Origin of the sequence: Psychromarinibacter sediminicola (assembly GCF_029168335.1) — a bacterium.
Lineage (GTDB): Bacteria > Pseudomonadota > Alphaproteobacteria > Rhodobacterales > Rhodobacteraceae > Psychromarinibacter > Psychromarinibacter sediminicola.
This window is the reverse complement of sequence record NZ_JARGYC010000023.1, coordinates 1-14,721: the sequence shown is the minus strand read 5'-3', so window position 1 is coordinate 14,721 and position 14,721 is coordinate 1. Positions and strand designations below refer to the sequence as shown.

Genomic DNA, 14,721 nt, shown 5'->3' with positions numbered 1-14,721 from the left:
GGGGGCAGCGCCCCCAAAGGCGCCGACCGCTCAGAAATCCAGGTCGGCATAATGCTGCGGCGGCGGGAAGCCCGGCACCTGGTCGGCGAGGATCGACCGGAACGCCGGCCGCGACTTGATCTTCGCGTACCAGTCCTTGACCGTGGCGTTCCGGTTCCAGTCCACGTCCGAGATGTAGTCCAGCGACGACAGATGCGCCGCGGCGGCGAAGTCGGCCAGGGTCATCACGTCGCCCGCCAGCCAGCGCCGCTGATCCAGCAGCCAGCCCATGTAGTCCAGGTGGTACTTGATCTTCTGGGCGCCCATCTTGACGTTCTTCGACTCCGGATAGCCCATCCCCATGATCTTCTTGTTCACCCGCTCGTAGAGCAGCTTGGACGTCACCTCGTGGTGGAACTTGTCGTCGAACCACATCACCAGCCGCCGCACCTCGTGCCGCGCCAGCGGCTCGCGGGGCATCAGCGGCGGTTCGGGATGCACCTCCTCGATGTATTCGCAGATCGGTCCGCTCTCGGCGAGCGTGTTGCCGCCCATCTTCAGCACCGGCACCTTGCCGGCCGGGTTGCGCCGCAGGAAGTCCGGCTCCTGCTCCCAGTATCGCTCCTCGACCAGCTCCACCTCGATCCGTTTCTCGGCGAGCGACAGGCGGACCTTGCGGCAGAAGGGCGACAGGGGAACGTGGAACAAACGGTTCATGCGGGGGCATTCCAATACGGACTGCAGGCATCAATGCAGTTTTGGCGGCGCGAGTTCAACTCTCGAAACAGGCCGCGCGGCCGTCTGCGCGGATCGTCGCGGCCCCGTCGCGGATCGACGCGGCGCGCCGGGTGACGAAGGCCGACGGGGTCGAGGCCGACCGTCCCTTGGGGTCGGGCAGGATCGCCGCGAGGCGCGCGGCCTGGCTCGCCGTCAGCTCGGCGGCGGACACGCCGAAATAGTGCTGCGCCGCCGCTTCCACGCCGAACACGCCCTCGTCGAACTCCACCATGTTCATATAGACCTCCAGGATCCGCCGCTTCGGCCAGATCGCCTCCATCACCGGCGTGATGGCGGCTTCCAGCGCCTTGCGCAGCCAGGAGCGGCCGTGCCACAGGAAGACGTTCTTGACGACCTGCTGGCTGACGGTCGAGGCGCCCCGGTTGCCGCCGTCGGCGATGGCGGCGCGGATGGCGCTGACGTCGAAGCCCCAGTGCAGGCAGAAATTGGCGTCTTCCGCGGCCACGACCGACCGGCCCATCACCGGCGCGATGCGCTCGATATCGACCCATTCCCGCTGGATATCGCCCAGCCGGCGGCCCTCGGACAGGATATAGGGCGTGAAGGGCGGGTTGAAGACGGCGAAGAACGCCACGACCGCGATGATCAGCATGACGGCAAGCCCCGCCATCCGCGCCGTCCAGCGCAGAAGCCACCGGATCGGCCGGAACCGGCGCCGTGTCTCATCTGCTTTCCTGCCCATGATGCGCAGCCAAACCACGCGGCCGATCCCCGGTCAAGCGCGCACGCGCCCCGCGCGCCGCCTGGTCCGGCGTCTTCCATCTGCACTGCTCTCACCGCCTCCCCCCGGCCTCGCTCCGTCACAGCATATGGCCCCAGTTCACGATGCGGCAATGCGTTCCGTCAACCGGGCAGGGGAAACGGGTGCCGGACCGGCGCAAACGGGGCACCGCCCTGTCGCGACCCGGTGCGGCCCCCCGACGAAAAACCGCCCCGGCCGTTTGACCGGGGCGGTTGAAGCCGGGCCGGAGGGGTCACTCCGCCGGGATCGCGCCTTCTTCCTCGGACAGCGGGTGCGACAGGTGGACCAGCATCTCCTTCGGGCAGACCTGCAGGAAGTTGTGCTTCTCGGTCTCCCAGTGCTGCAGGATGTCCTGTGCCTTGACGCTGTTCGTCTCGGCCGCGTGCCGTTCGATCAGGCCCTTCAGCTCGGCCTCCCAATGCGCCACCGTCACCGGGCAGGTCACCAGCGTCTCCATGTTCATGAAGTCCTGCGCCGTGCCCTCCGGGTCGTGCAGATAGGCCATGCCGCCGGTCATCCCGGCGCCGAAATTGGCGCCGACGGTGCCGAGGATCACCGCGACCCCGCCGGTCATGTACTCGCAGCCGTTCGAGCCGCAGCCCTCGACCACCACATGCGCGCCGGAGTTGCGCACCGCGAACCGTTCGCCCGCGCGGCCGGCGGCGAACAGGTAGCCTTCGGTCGCGCCGTAGAGCACGGTGTTGCCGATGATCGTGTTCTCGGAAGCGTTCAGCGGGCTGGACATCGGCGGCCGCACCACGATGGTGCCGCCCGACAGCCCCTTGCCGACATAGTCGTTGGCGTCGCCCGACACCTCCAGCTTCAGCCCCGGCGCCGCGAAGGCGCCCAGCGACTGGCCGGCCGAGCCCGACAGCTTCACCGTCAGGTGGTCGGGCTGCAGGTCGTTATGCATGCCGAAGCGCTTGACGATGTGGCTGGAGGTGCGCGTGCCGATGGTGCGGTGGGTGTTCCGCACGGCATAGGACAGCTGCATCTTCTCGCCGTCCTCCAGGAAGCGCGCGGCGTCCTGGACGATCTCGGCGTCCAGCGTGTCCAGCACCTCGTTGCGCGGGCGCAGCCGGTCGTAGCGGATGTGCTCGGCCCCGTCGACGGTGATCAGCATCGGGTTCAGGTCCAGATCGTCCAGATGCGACGCGCCGCGGCTGACCTGGCCCAGTAGGTCGGCCCGCCCGATCACTTCGTCGAGCGACCGCGCGCCGATCTCGGCGAGGATCTCGCGCACCTCCTGCGCGTAGAAGGTGATGAGGTTGACGACCTTGTCGGCGTTGCCCGTGAACTTGTCGCGCAGCGCCGGATCCTGGGTGCAGACACCGACGGGGCAGGTGTTGGACTGGCACTGGCGCACCATGATGCAGCCCATCGCGATCAGCGCGGCGGTGCCGATGCCGTATTCCTCGGCCCCCAGCATCGCCGCCATCACGATGTCGCGGCCTGTCCGCAGCCCGCCGTCGGTGCGCAGCGTCACCCGCTCGCGCAGGTTGTTCATCGCCAGCACCTGGTGCGCCTCGGTCAGGCCCATCTCCCACGGCAGGCCGGCATACTTGATCGAGGTGGCCGGCGAGGCGCCGGTGCCGCCGTTATGCCCCGAGATCAGGATGACGTCGGCCTTGGCCTTGGCCACGCCGGCCGCGATGGTGCCGACGCCCGACGACGACACCAGCTTGACCGTCACCTTGGCGCGCGGGTTGATCTGCTTGAGGTCGTAGATCAGCTGCGCCAGGTCCTCGATCGAGTAGATGTCGTGGTGCGGCGGCGGCGAGATCAGCGTCACGCCCGGCGTCGAGTGCCTGAGCCGCGCGATCAGCTTGGTCACCTTCATGCCCGGAAGCTGCCCGCCCTCGCCGGGCTTGGCGCCCTGGGCGACCTTGATCTCCAGTTCCTCGCACTGGTTGAGGTACTCGGCGGTCACGCCGAACCGGCCCGAGGCCACCTGCTTGATCTTGGCCGACGGGTTGTCGCCGTTGGGCTCGGGGTGGAAATGCGCCCGATCCTCGCCGCCCTCGCCGGAATCCGACTTGGCGCCGATCCGGTTCATCGCGACGTTCAGCGTCTTGTGCGCCTCGGGCGACAGCGCGCCGAGGCTCATCCCCGGCGTGACGAACCGCTTGCGGATCGAGGTGATGCTTTCCACCTCTTCCAGCGGGATCGGCCGGCCCATCGGCTTGATCTCCATCAGGTCGCGCAGGTGGATCGGTTTCGCCGCCCGCATCTTGGCCGAATACTGCTTCCACAGCTCATAGGAGGCCCGGTTGCAGGCGGCCTGCATCATGTGCATCGCCTGCGCTTCCCAGGCGTGGCTTTCGCCCGACCGCCGCGCCTTGTAGAAGCCGCCGATGGGCAGCACGTCGCGCCCGCCCAGCCAGCCGGCCTGATGCACCTCCAGAAGCTTCTTCTGGATGCCCGACACGCCGATGCCGGAGATCCGCGACGGCATCCCGGGGAAATACTCCGCCACCATCGCGCGGCTCAGGCCCACGGCCTCGAAATTGAGGCCGCCGCGATAGGAGGAGACCACCGAGATGCCCATCTTCGACATGATCTTCAGCAGGCCCGCATCGACCGCCGCGCGGAACTTGGCCACCGCCTCGTTCAGCGACACGTCGAACAGGCCGCGCTCGATCCGGTCGGCGATGCTGTCCTCGGCGAGATAGGCGTTCACCACCGTCGCGCCGCAGCCGATCAGCACGGCGAAGTAATGCGGGTCGATGCATTCGGCCGAGCGCACGTTCAGCGAGCAGAAGGTGCGCAGACCCTTGCGCGTCAGCCAGGAATGCACCGCGCTGGTGGCCAGGATCATCGGCATCGGCACCTTGTCCGGCCCCTGGTGCTGATCGGTCAGCACGAGATGCCCGGCGCCCGAGCGCACGGCGTCCTCCGCCTCGGCCCGGATGCGCGCCAGCCCGTCGCGCAGCGCGTCCGCCCCGGCGTCGCGCGGGAAGGAGCAGTCGATCTCGACCATAGGCGCGTTGAACCGCTCGACCAGCCGGTCGAACTGCGCGTTGCCGATGAAGGGGCTGTCCAGCACCACGATCTCGGTCTGGCTAGAATCCTCGTCCAGCACGTTCTTGAGGTTGCCGAACCGCGTCTTCAGGCTCATCACCCGGAACTCGCGCAACGAGTCGATCGGCGGGTTGGTCACCTGGCTGAAGTTCTGCCTGAAGAAGTGCGACAACGGCCGGTACTTCTCGGACAGGACGGCTAGCGGCGTGTCGTCGCCCATCGAGGCGACCAGTTCCTTGCCGTCTTCGACCATGGGCGACAGGATCGATTCCAGCTCTTCCAGCGAATAGCCCGCCGCGATCTGCCGCTTGCGCAGCTCGCCGCCGGTGAACAGCGCCCGCTCGGAGACGCCGGCCAGCTCGGTGTCTAGCTCGTTGATCTTGCCGACCCAGTCGCCGAAGGGCTGGCTGTTGGCCAGCTCGTCCTTGATCTCGGCGTCGTGGAACAGCTTGCCTTCGCGCATGTCCACCGCCAGAAGCTGGCCGGGCCCCAGCGCGCCCTTCTCCTGCACGCCGGATTCGTCCACCGGCACCATCCCGGCCTCGGACCCGCAGATCACCAGCCCGTCGCCGGTGACGACATAGCGCATCGGGCGCAGGCCGTTCCGGTCCATCCCGGCGCAGACCCAGCGCCCGTCGGTCATGGCCAGCGCCGCCGGCCCGTCCCACGGCTCCATCACGGAGTTGCAGTAGGAATACATGTCGCGCCAGGTCTCGGGCAGCTCCACCGCCTGTTTCGACCAGGATTCGGGCACCATCATCGTCTTCGCCATCGGCGCGTTGCGCCCGGCGCGGACCAGCACTTCGAACACCGAATCCAGCGCCGCCGAATCCGACGAGCCGTTGGCGATGATCGGCTTGATGTCCTCGGCCAGGTCCCCGAAGGCGGCCGAGGCCATCCGGATCTCGTGGCTCTTCATCCAGTTGGTGTTGCCCTTCAGCGTGTTGATCTCGCCGTTATGGGCGAGCATCCGGAACGGCTGGGCCAGCCACCACTGCGGGAAGGTGTTGGTGGAATACCGCTGGTGATAGATCGCGAAGGCGCTCTCGAAGCGTTCGTCCTTCAGGTCGGGATAGAATTCCGCCACCTGCTCGGCCAGCATCATGCCCTTGTAGATGATCGACCGGCAGGACAGCGACGCGATATACAGGCCGCCGACCTGCGCCGCGGCCGCCGCCTTCTCGATCCGGCGGCGGATGACGTAGAGCTCGCGCTCGAACGTCTCCTCGTCCACACCCTTGGAGTTCGAGATCAGGATCTGCTCGATTTCCGGCCGCGTGGCGTTGGCCTTCTCGCCCAGCACGCCGATATTCACCGGCACGTGGCGCCAGCCGTAGATGTAGTAGCCCATCCGCAGGACTTCGGTCTCGACGATGGTCCGGCACGTCTCCTGCGCGCCGAAGTCGGTGCGCGGCAGGAACACCTGGCCGACGGCGAAATACTGGTCCTTGCGCGGGGAATGCCCAGTCCGCTCGATCTGCTCGAAGAAGAACGGAACCGGGATCTGCACGTGAATCCCTGCGCCGTCGCCGGTCTTGCCGTCGGCATCCACCGCGCCGCGATGCCAGATCGCCTTCAGCGCGTCGATGCCCGACTCCACCACCTTGCGGCTGCGCTTGCCGTCGATGGAAACCACGAGGCCGACCCCGCAGGAGGCGCGTTCGTCTTCGGGCTGGTACAGACCGGTTTCGGCCATCAAGGCCCGCTTGGCGTCCTCGCGGGCCATCCATTCGGCGTCATACTTGGTCATGTCGTACCTCCATGTTCACGTGCGGGTGGTCCCGCTCGTAGGCTTCCCGGGACACGCGCGGATGCTCGCCCGCCAGGGGCACGCAGGCAAAGGCGCGGTCGGCATAGACTTCTCTTGCAAGCGGCAGGTCCCGGGCCCCGTCGAACAGGCCCGGCACGAATTCATACGGGCCGTCGTCGTCGCGCAGCCACAGATGCGTGCCGCAGGTCGGGCAGAACGCCCGCTCGGCGAAGGACGACGCGCGATAGCGGCCGACGTCCCCACGCACCGTCACGGCATCGGCGGGCACCTCGAAGCCCCATTGCGCGGCGCCGGTCCAGCGGCGGCACATGTCGCAATGGCAGGCCGAGACCTCGCCCGGAGACCCCGTCACCGTGATCTGCACTGCACCGCACAGGCAATGTCCCCGCATGTCACTCCCCATCCAGCAAAGGCATCTTCTCGACGCATTGCGCCCGGGTCAGCACCTGCCGGTCCTCGCCGGCGTAGGCATAGCTGTCGGGCTTGTGGTCGATGTAGATCTCGTTGGTGATCCGGAACCCGTTGGGATCGTCGAAAATCCCGATCGGAAGCTCGATCTCGCCGGCATAGGCCCCGTCGCCGGTGAACCGGAAGAACAGGTTGGACCCGCACTCGGCGCACCATGCGCGCTCTGCCCAGGAGCTGGTCTGGCGGCGGCGGATATGCGCCGCGCCCTTCCAGGTCACGTCGGTGTCCTTCAGGCCCACGCCGACCAGCGCCGTGCCGGTCCAGCGGCGGCAGGTTTCGCAATGGCAGATCCCGGCCGTCTCGGGCACGTTCCGCGCGGTGAACCGCACCGCGCCGCACAGGCAGCCGCCGTCACGCTGGGTCATGCCCGTTCCTCCATCTGTGGCACCACGAGCGGCGCGGCCGCCTCCACGGCGACCGGGTCGACACGCTCCATCACCGCGCTCATCCCGCCCGCTCCTCATTGCCCGGCGCCAGAAACGCCTCGTCGGCCACGCAGCCGAAAAGCGGGACCGTCGACAGGAACCCGTCCGCGCCCGGCAGGATGATCCGCTTCGGCCCCTTGGTCACCTGCTGGACGCGGTCGCCCAGCCGCAGCGACCCGGGGCCTTCCATGAACACGTCCAGCGCTTCGCTGTAATATCCCGTCTGGATCGTCTCCAGCGGTCCCGCGGGCGGCGGAAGATCGACGGTCATTCGCGTTTCCACCCGCTGCAGCACATGGCCGTCGATTTCGGTTTCGTCGCCGGTCATCCGGAACGTCCCCGTCAGGCGCGTCGCCACCGGCTCGGGCCGCTGCAGGTAGAAATCCACCGGGTAGGAGAACCGGCTGATCCCCTCGGCCAGCAGCGCGTCGCGCGACAGCGGCTCCGCCGGCCCGTCGCGCACCACCAGCCCCGACGGCCCGCTTGTGTCCATCGAGAACAGCAGCGACCAGTCGGCGGTCATCTCCTCCACCGTGTCCGGCCCGTCCGGCCCGTAGTTCTGCACCCGCACCCGGTCGCCGCAGGCCAGGTAGATATCGACCTCGCAGTCGATGTTCTGCACCGTCAGCTCGGGCGTGCAGCCGTCCGGATATGCCGGCTCTGCCGACACGGGCGTGCAGGACAGCAGCAGGGCGACCGCGCCGCCCCGCATCGTCCATGCGCCGTTCATCCCGTGCCGCATCGTGCCTCCTTACTCCGCCGCGACCTGTGCCGGCGCGGTCAGGTACTCCAGGATCGACTCGGCCGCCTCGCGCCCGTCGCGGATGGCCCAGACCACCAGGCTCGCGCCCCGCACGATGTCGCCCACGGCATAGACCCCCTCGATGCTGGTCGCGTGGGTCCGGAAATCGGCCAGCACCGTGCCCCAGCGCGTCACCTCCAGCCCGTCGGCGCCCCACAGCTTGGGCAGGTCCTCCGGCTCGAAGCCGAGCGCCATGATCACCAGATCCGCGTCCTCGACGTAATCCGCGCCCTCGATCACCTCGGGGCTCTGCCGCCCGCTGGCATCCGGGGCGCCCAGGCGCATCCGCTGCACCATCACGCCCTCGACCGTGTCGCCGGAAAAGCCCTTGGGCGCCGACAGCCAGACGAATTCCACGCCCTCTTCCTCGGCGTTTGCCACCTCGCGCTGCGAGCCCGGCATGTTGTCCCTGTCGCGGCGATAGAGACATTTCACGCTCTTGGCGCCCTGCCGCACGGCGGTGCGCACGCAGTCCATCGCGGTATCGCCGCCGCCGATGACGACCACGCGCTTGCCCTTGGCGTTCAGCTCGCCCGTGTCGTACTCCTCGACCTCGTCGCCAAAGCTGATCCGGTTGGAACAGGTCAGGTAGTCGATCGCCCGCACGATACCCTGCGCGCCGACACCCGGCGCCTGCAACCCGCGCGACTTGTAGACGCCCGTGGCGATCAGCACCGCGTCGTGCTTGCCGCGGATCGCCTCGAAGGAGATGTCCTCGCCCACGTTGCAGTTCAGGACGAACTCGACCCCGCCGTCCTCCAGCTGCGTGATGCGCTTCATGACGACCTCTTTCTCCAGCTTGAAGCCGGGGATGCCATAGGTCATCAGCCCGCCCGCGCGGTCATAGCGGTCGTAGACCGTCACCTGCACGCCCGCGCGCCGCAGCGCATCGGCCGCCGCCAGCCCGCCGGGCCCGGCGCCGATGATGCCGACGCTTTCGGCGCGGTCTTCGGCCGGCTTGATCGGCTTGACCCAGCCCATGTCGAAGGCGGTGTCGGTGATGTATTTCTCCACCGCGCCGATGGTGACGGTGCCATGGCCCGACTGCTCGATCACGCAGTTGCCCTCGCACAGCCGGTCCTGCGGGCAGATGCGGCCGCAGATCTCGGGGAAGGTGTTGGTCTGCTGGGCGACCTCGTAGGCCTCCTGTAGCCGCCCCTCGGCCGTCAACTTCAGCCAGTCGGGGATGTTGTTGTGCAGCGGGCAATGCGTCTGGCAGTAGGGCACGCCGCACTGGCTGCAGCGCCCGGCCTGCTGCGCGGCCTTCTCGTGGGCGAACTCGGCGTAGATCTCGTGAAAGTCGGTGCGGCGCACGTTGGCATCCCGCTTCTCGGGCATGTCGCGGTCGACGCTCACGAACTTCAGCATCATCTGCTTGGCCATCTCGGCAAACCTCCTGGGAAGGATCTTGGCTGTCCTATAAATTAGGCGCGACGGGAAATAAAGTCAGATATGCTGACCCGGTTTTCCATTTCTCGCCGCCGCACCGCAGCGGACCGCGCCGCGATGCAAGATTTTAGGACAGCATATATGTCCTACTTTCAGGCTTTTCATTGACTCGCAGGCGGTTAATTTATCCGGGCCGAATCATTTACGGGTATCCTATGCCCCTTCTTCATCTTTTGCTTGTGGCGCTGATTCAGGGCCTTACCGAGTTTCTGCCGGTTTCCTCCTCGGGTCACCTGATTCTGATTCCGAATCTGACCGGCCTTCAGGACCAGGGGCTGGTCGTCGACGTCGCGGTCCATGTCGGCACGCTGGGCGCCGTCGTCCTTTACTTCTGGCCCGACGTGCGGCTGGCCCTGTCCGGCATTCCGCGCCTGCTGCGCGGCAAGATGGACACGGCCGGGGCCGGGCTGGCGCTCTGTCTCCTTCTGGCGACGATTCCGGTGCTTATCTTCGGACTGATCCTGAAGCTGACCGGGCTCGATGCGGCGATGCGCTCGACGGCGGTGATCGGCTGGACGATGCTGCTTTTCGGCCTGCTGCTCTACTGGGCCGATCAGCGGGCGCCGCGCAACATGCCGGCGGAGTTCTGGAACATCCCCCATGCCGTAATTCTGGGCCTGTGGCAGGCGGTCGCGCTGATTCCCGGCACCTCGCGCTCGGGCATCTGCATCACCGGCGCGCGGTATCTCGGCTACGGGCGCAAGGGCGCGGCGAAGATCGCCATGCTGATGTCGATTCCGACGATCCTGGCCTCGGGCCTGTTGCTGGGGGCCGAGGTCGCCGTGACCGCGAATACCGCGGCCGCCCGCGATGCCGCCATCGCCGCGGCCTTCGCCTTCGTCGCGGCGCTCTTTGCCCTGTGGTTCATGATGCGCCTGCTGAAGTCGGTCAGCTTCACGCCCTACGTGATCTACCGGGTGATCCTGGGGGTCGTGCTGCTGGTGATCGCCTACGGGTGAGGTAACCGGGGCATCGCACAGGCGGGCTTTGCACCGCCCGCCGTTCGTGGCAACAGTCCGGCATATCGGAAGTCCGCCACCCGGACGTCCGAGTTCGAACAGCAGAAGGCCCGACACGCATGAGCGCTTTCGAGCGATACCTGACCCTTTGGGTCGCCCTGGCGATGATCGCGGGCATCGCGATCGGCAGCGTCGCGCCGGCGCTCATCTCGGCCATCGCGGCGGCGGAGGTCGCCAGCGTCAACCTCGTCGTGGCCGTGCTGATCTGGGCGATGGTCTATCCGATGATGGTCGGGGTCGACCCGGCCTCGCTGGGCCGGGTGGTGCGGCAGCCCAAGGGGCTGGCGATCACGCTCGCGGTCAACTGGCTGATCAAGCCGTTCACGATGGCGGCGCTCGCCGTCCTGTTCTTCGAGGGGGTCTTCGCCGACCTCATCGCCCCCGCGGACGCGCAGCAATACATCGCGGGGCTCATCCTTCTGGGGGCCGCGCCCTGCACGGCGATGGTCTTCGTCTGGTCGCAGCTGACGCGCGGCGACGAGAGCTACACGCTGTTGCAGGTCTCGGTGAACGACGTGGTGCTGGTCTTCGCCTTCGCGCCCATCGTGGCCTTTCTCCTCGGCGTCACCGACATCTCGGTCCCGTGGGAAACGCTGGTGCTGTCGGTCGTTCTGTTCGTCGCGCTGCCGCTGGGCGCGGGGGTGCTGACGCGCCTGCGACTGGGCCGTGCCGAGCGGATCGCGGCCTTCCAGGCGCGGGTCAAGCCGTGGTCGGTGATCGGCCTGATCGCCACCGTCATGATCCTGTTCGGGCTGCAGGGGCAAGTGATCCTCGACCGGCCCCAGGTGATCGCGCTGATCGCGGTGCCGATCCTGATCCAGTCCTACGGCATCTTCGCCGTCGCCTATGCGGCGGCCTACCTGTGGCGTCTGCCGCACCGTATCGCGGCGCCCTGCGCGCTGATCGGCACATCCAACTTCTTCGAACTCGCCGTCGCCGTGGCGGTCAGCCTGTTCGGCCTCAACTCCGGCGCGGCGCTGGCGACGGTCGTTGGCGTGCTGGTCGAGGTGCCGGTGATGCTGTCGCTGGTGGCCTTCGCCAACCGGAGCCGCCGCCGCTTCGCGTGAGGCGGGCGGGGCCGGACGGGTCAGGTCCGCAGGTCGCGCGCCGAGTCCTTGATCGCGGCGTACTGCCCCGACGGGCGGTAGGCCCAGAGGTATTCCGGCAGGATCGCATCCATCGAGGTCGGGCTGATCCCCAGCGCCTCGAAGCCGTGAGCGTCCTCCGAGACCACGTTGTCCGCCTTCAGCTGCTTGATCTGGTCGCCCGTCACCGGCCCCGAGATCACGCCCAGCGTGGCGCTGGTCATCAGGTCCGACATCCAGCCGGCGATGGCCCCGACCCAGAACGGAAAGCCGATGACCAGCCGGCGACGCATGATCACCGACAGCATCTGTTTCATCAGGTCGCGGAAACTGGCCGCTTCCGGCCCGCCCAGCTCGTATACGCCCGGCGCGGCCCGGCCCGTGGCGCCCATCACGGCCGCCGCCGCCACGTCGTCCACATAGACCGGCTGGAACCGCGTCTCGGCCCCGAAGAGCGGCAGGAACGGGCTGATCCGCGTCATCTTGGCGAAGCGGTTGAAAAAGGCGTCCTCCGGACCGAACACCACCGACGGCCGCAGGATCACCGCGTCCGGCATGTGCTCCAGCACCGCCGCCTCGCCCTCGGCCTTGGTGCGGGCATAGCCGCTCTCGCTCTCGGCGTCGGCGCCGATGGCCGAGATATGCACCATCCGCGCCACGCTCTGCTCCTTGGCGAGCCGGGCGATCCGCGCGGCGCCCTCGTGCTGGATCGCGTCGAAGTTGTTCTTGCCCTTCGCGTCGAACGTGCCCACGCAGTTGACGACCGCATCCGCCGAATGCAGCGCGCCCCGCACGCTGTCGTCGTCGCGGATGTTGCAGAAGATCGGCTCGACCTGCCCGACCACGCCGTAGGTCCGCACGAAGCCGGCCGTCTCCGGCCGCCGGCAGGCCACCCGGACGCGCCAACCCTTCCGTGCGAGTCGTCGCGCGATATAGCGCCCGATGAACCCCGAGCCTCCGAAGATGGTGACGAGTTTCGACATGGCCAGCCTCCGCCTTGCATCCGGGGTTTTCCTTAGCCGTGCCGGCGGTTCAGAACAACCCGCCATCGCGTCGCGTCACATCCGTCGATCTGCCGTTGACACCCTTGTCGGGCGTGTATAAATGCCGCTCTCACGCACACCGGCCCAGGTGGCGGAATTGGTAGACGCGCTAGCTTCAGGTGCTAGTGTCCGTATGGACGTGGAGGTTCGAGTCCTCTCCTGGGCACCATCCATCCAGAACTTTGCAGCTCAAAACCCTTGAAAAACAAGGGTTTTCGCGCCATTATCCTGCTCATAGCTGAACGTCGATACCCACATAATCGCATCATTTTGCGGGTATCGATGCGGGTATCGGCCCGCGATTTCGGCGAATCAGAGTTTCGATACCCGCAATGCACCTATCCGACCTTCAAATTCGCAAGGCAAAACAAAAAGATAAGCCCTACCGACTGACCGACGGTTTAGGTCTTCATTTGGCCGTCAAACCCACGGGTTCGAAGCTTTGGCAGTTTCGCTACAGGTACATGGGTAAAGAGAAGCTCCTAAGCCTAGGCCCGTATCCTGCTGTCTCTCTCGCAGACGCCCGGCGAAAGCGCGACGATGCGAAAAGGCTGCTTGTAGATGGGATTGACCCATCGGTTCGGAAGCATCTCGAACAGATTGACGCGCAGGTGAAGGCACGCATGACCTTCAAGGAGGTTGCCGACGAATACTATGAAAGCCTGGTCGACCGGGGGTTGGCGGCAGCGACGTTGCGCAAGAAGCGATGGCACATCGAGGATCTTGCCAAACCGCTCCACAACCGACCGATCGATCAGATCACTGCGGCCGAGTTGCTTCACCTCCTAAAACCAATCGAGCGGAGTGGTCGACGCGAGACCGCCAAGAAGCTGCGGGCAACCATCTCGGCGATTTTTCGATTGGCAATGGTGACAATGCGCGCACCGGCTGACCCGTCGGCTGCGCTCAATGACGCTCTATTGGCGCCCAAGGTGAAAGGCCGGGCAGCGATTATCGACGAGAACGAATTCGGTCAGCTACTGCGCCGCTTGGACGACTATACCGGGTGGCCGGTCATCCCAGCTGCCATGAAATTCCAAATTCTAACTTGCACGCGCCCCAGCGAGACACGCGGCGCTAGGAAGAATGAATTCGACCTCGATGCTCGAACATGGACCATCCCACCGACACGAATGAAAATGCGTCGAGAGCACAAGGTCCCGCTGTCGCGCCAAGCGTTCAGCATCGTCATGGAGAACTGGTCGGCAATCGATGATGTCGAGCTCGTTTTCCCGTCACTCATCTCGAACAGAAAGCTGATCTCCGAGAACGCCTTCAACACCGTCCTGCGGCGGCTAGGCTATTCTGGCGACGAGGTGACGGCCCATGGCTTCCGCGTCACTGCAAGCACCATTCTGAATTCGAGAGAGCACAATCCCGACGTGATCGAAGCCATGCTGGCCCATCAAGATACGAACGTAATCCGTCGTACATACAACCGCACCACCTACTGGGATCAGCGTGTCGAATTGATGCAGGTTTGGGCCGATCTATGCGACCAGTTCAGATCGCTTTGAGGTACAGAACCAGGTTGAACCGCACCGGGTTTGCCGGGAGCTATGCCCGATTGTGGGTGACGCGGCTTGATCAGGCGGCGCGGTTTTCCGTGTCGTTTGCGGCGACGCCGTCGGTGAATGTGACGCCTTCGATGACCCGTGACAACTGGTTCGCGCCCTTCAGGCGGCGCCATGTTTTGGCGGCGGCCTGAACCAGCTTGAAGACCATCAGCCTCGCCGTCTTCTGCGAGAGCGCGCCCTTGGTTCGGACGGTTCGGTGCCGGACGGTGGCAAAGACGCTCTCGATCGGGTTGCCCGTGCGCAGGTGATCCCAATGCTCGGCGGGGAAGTCATAGAAGGTCAGCAGGGCCTCGCGGTCCTTCATCAGGCAGGTGACAGCCTTCTCGTACTTGGCCCCGTATTTCTCGGCGAAGGTGTCCATGGCGGCTTCGGCCGCGGCGCGGGTCTCGGCCTGCCAGATCTCGCGCAGGTCGGCCTTCACCGCCGGATGCATGGATTTCGGGAGCGTGTTCAGGACGTTTGCGGCCTTGTGAACCCAACATCTTTGATGGCGCGTGCCAGGGAACACCTCGTCGAGGGCCTTCCAAAACCCCATGCCTCCG

General features: G+C 66.4%; 12 protein-coding genes and 1 tRNA gene. 4 read left to right on the top strand and 9 right to left on the bottom strand.

Annotated elements, in window-relative coordinates:
• Positions 1-30 precede the first annotated feature (30 nt).
• From fzlA to P1J78_RS10460, 7 genes are all read right to left on the bottom strand, one after another.
• Positions 31-696 (bottom strand): FtsZ-binding protein FzlA, encoded by a 666-nt coding sequence (gene fzlA, locus P1J78_RS10490; protein WP_275567299.1) that lies wholly within the window; start codon positions 694-696, stop codon positions 31-33.
• A gap of 55 nt (positions 697-751) precedes the next feature.
• Positions 752-1,459 carry a monofunctional biosynthetic peptidoglycan transglycosylase gene (gene mtgA / locus P1J78_RS10485; protein ID WP_374213235.1) on the bottom strand — a complete coding sequence of 236 codons (708 nt, stop codon included), beginning with the start codon at positions 1,457-1,459 and terminating at the stop codon, positions 752-754.
• 292 nt (positions 1,460-1,751) lie between these two features.
• Positions 1,752-6,290, bottom strand: coding sequence for a glutamate synthase large subunit (gene gltB / locus P1J78_RS10480; RefSeq protein WP_275567298.1), 4,539 nt, complete (start codon positions 6,288-6,290; stop codon positions 1,752-1,754).
• Positions 6,277-6,702 carry a GFA family protein gene (locus P1J78_RS10475; RefSeq protein WP_275567297.1) on the bottom strand — a complete coding sequence of 142 codons (426 nt, stop codon included), beginning with the start codon at positions 6,700-6,702 and terminating at the stop codon, positions 6,277-6,279. The genes gltB and P1J78_RS10475 overlap by 14 nt, the downstream gene beginning before the upstream one ends.
• Before the next feature lies 1 nt (position 6,703).
• Complete coding sequence (locus P1J78_RS10470; RefSeq protein WP_275567296.1) at positions 6,704-7,144, bottom strand: GFA family protein; 441 nt, start codon at positions 7,142-7,144, stop codon at positions 6,704-6,706.
• A gap of 79 nt (positions 7,145-7,223) precedes the next feature.
• Positions 7,224-7,946, bottom strand: coding sequence for a hypothetical protein (locus P1J78_RS10465; RefSeq protein ID WP_275567295.1), 723 nt, complete (start codon positions 7,944-7,946; stop codon positions 7,224-7,226).
• A 9-nt stretch (positions 7,947-7,955) separates the two neighbouring features.
• Positions 7,956-9,389: an NAD(P)-dependent oxidoreductase gene (locus tag P1J78_RS10460; RefSeq protein ID WP_275567294.1), complete on the bottom strand. Its 1,434-nt coding sequence runs from the start codon at positions 9,387-9,389 to the stop codon at positions 7,956-7,958.
• Between the two features lie 221 nt (positions 9,390-9,610).
• On the opposite strand from P1J78_RS10460, the gene P1J78_RS10455 reads away from it, so the two are divergent.
• Positions 9,611-10,414, top strand: a complete 804-nt coding sequence (locus tag P1J78_RS10455) for an undecaprenyl-diphosphate phosphatase (protein ID WP_275567293.1) — start codon at positions 9,611-9,613, stop codon at positions 10,412-10,414.
• 119 nt (positions 10,415-10,533) lie between these two features.
• Positions 10,534-11,541 (top strand): ACR3 family arsenite efflux transporter, encoded by a 1,008-nt coding sequence (gene arsB / locus P1J78_RS10450; RefSeq protein ID WP_275567292.1) that lies wholly within the window; start codon positions 10,534-10,536, stop codon positions 11,539-11,541.
• 20 nt (positions 11,542-11,561) lie between these two features.
• Here arsB and P1J78_RS10445 read toward each other — a convergent pair whose 3' ends face one another.
• Positions 11,562-12,542 carry a complex I NDUFA9 subunit family protein gene (locus P1J78_RS10445; protein ID WP_275567291.1) on the bottom strand — a complete coding sequence of 327 codons (981 nt, stop codon included), beginning with the start codon at positions 12,540-12,542 and terminating at the stop codon, positions 11,562-11,564.
• Between the two features lie 142 nt (positions 12,543-12,684).
• On the opposite strand from P1J78_RS10445, the gene P1J78_RS10440 reads away from it, so the two are divergent.
• A tRNA-Leu gene (locus P1J78_RS10440) sits at positions 12,685-12,771 on the top strand.
• Between the two features lie 163 nt (positions 12,772-12,934).
• Complete coding sequence (locus P1J78_RS10435) at positions 12,935-14,119, top strand: tyrosine-type recombinase/integrase (protein WP_275567290.1); 1,185 nt, start codon at positions 12,935-12,937, stop codon at positions 14,117-14,119.
• Positions 14,120-14,189: 70 nt separating this feature from the next.
• Here P1J78_RS10435 and P1J78_RS10430 read toward each other — a convergent pair.
• Positions 14,190-14,721 (bottom strand): transposase (locus tag P1J78_RS10430; protein ID WP_275567289.1); only part of this gene is annotated, 532 nt, incomplete at its 5' end.

Bases quoted from the DNA above. Each gene is read 5' to 3' on its own strand.
- P1J78_RS10470 (WP_275567296.1), bottom strand. From the start codon at position 7,144: ATGACCCAGCGTGACGGCGGCTGCCTGTGCGGCGCGGTGCGGTTCACC.
- P1J78_RS10475 (WP_275567297.1), bottom strand. From the start codon at position 6,702: ATGCGGGGACATTGCCTGTGCGGTGCAGTGCAGATCACGGTGACGGGG.
- P1J78_RS10455 (WP_275567293.1), top strand. From the start codon at position 9,611: ATGCCCCTTCTTCATCTTTTGCTTGTGGCGCTGATTCAGGGCCTTACC.
- arsB (WP_275567292.1), top strand. From the start codon at position 10,534: ATGAGCGCTTTCGAGCGATACCTGACCCTTTGGGTCGCCCTGGCGATG.
- P1J78_RS10460 (WP_275567294.1), bottom strand. From the start codon at position 9,389: ATGGCCAAGCAGATGATGCTGAAGTTCGTGAGCGTCGACCGCGACATG.
- gltB (WP_275567298.1), bottom strand. From the start codon at position 6,290: ATGACCAAGTATGACGCCGAATGGATGGCCCGCGAGGACGCCAAGCGG.
- P1J78_RS10465 (WP_275567295.1), bottom strand. From the start codon at position 7,946: ATGCGGCACGGGATGAACGGCGCATGGACGATGCGGGGCGGCGCGGTC.
- P1J78_RS10445 (WP_275567291.1), bottom strand. From the start codon at position 12,542: ATGTCGAAACTCGTCACCATCTTCGGAGGCTCGGGGTTCATCGGGCGC.
- P1J78_RS10435 (WP_275567290.1), top strand. From the start codon at position 12,935: ATGCACCTATCCGACCTTCAAATTCGCAAGGCAAAACAAAAAGATAAG.
- fzlA (WP_275567299.1), bottom strand. From the start codon at position 696: ATGAACCGTTTGTTCCACGTTCCCCTGTCGCCCTTCTGCCGCAAGGTC.
- mtgA (WP_374213235.1), bottom strand. From the start codon at position 1,459: ATGGGCAGGAAAGCAGATGAGACACGGCGCCGGTTCCGGCCGATCCGG.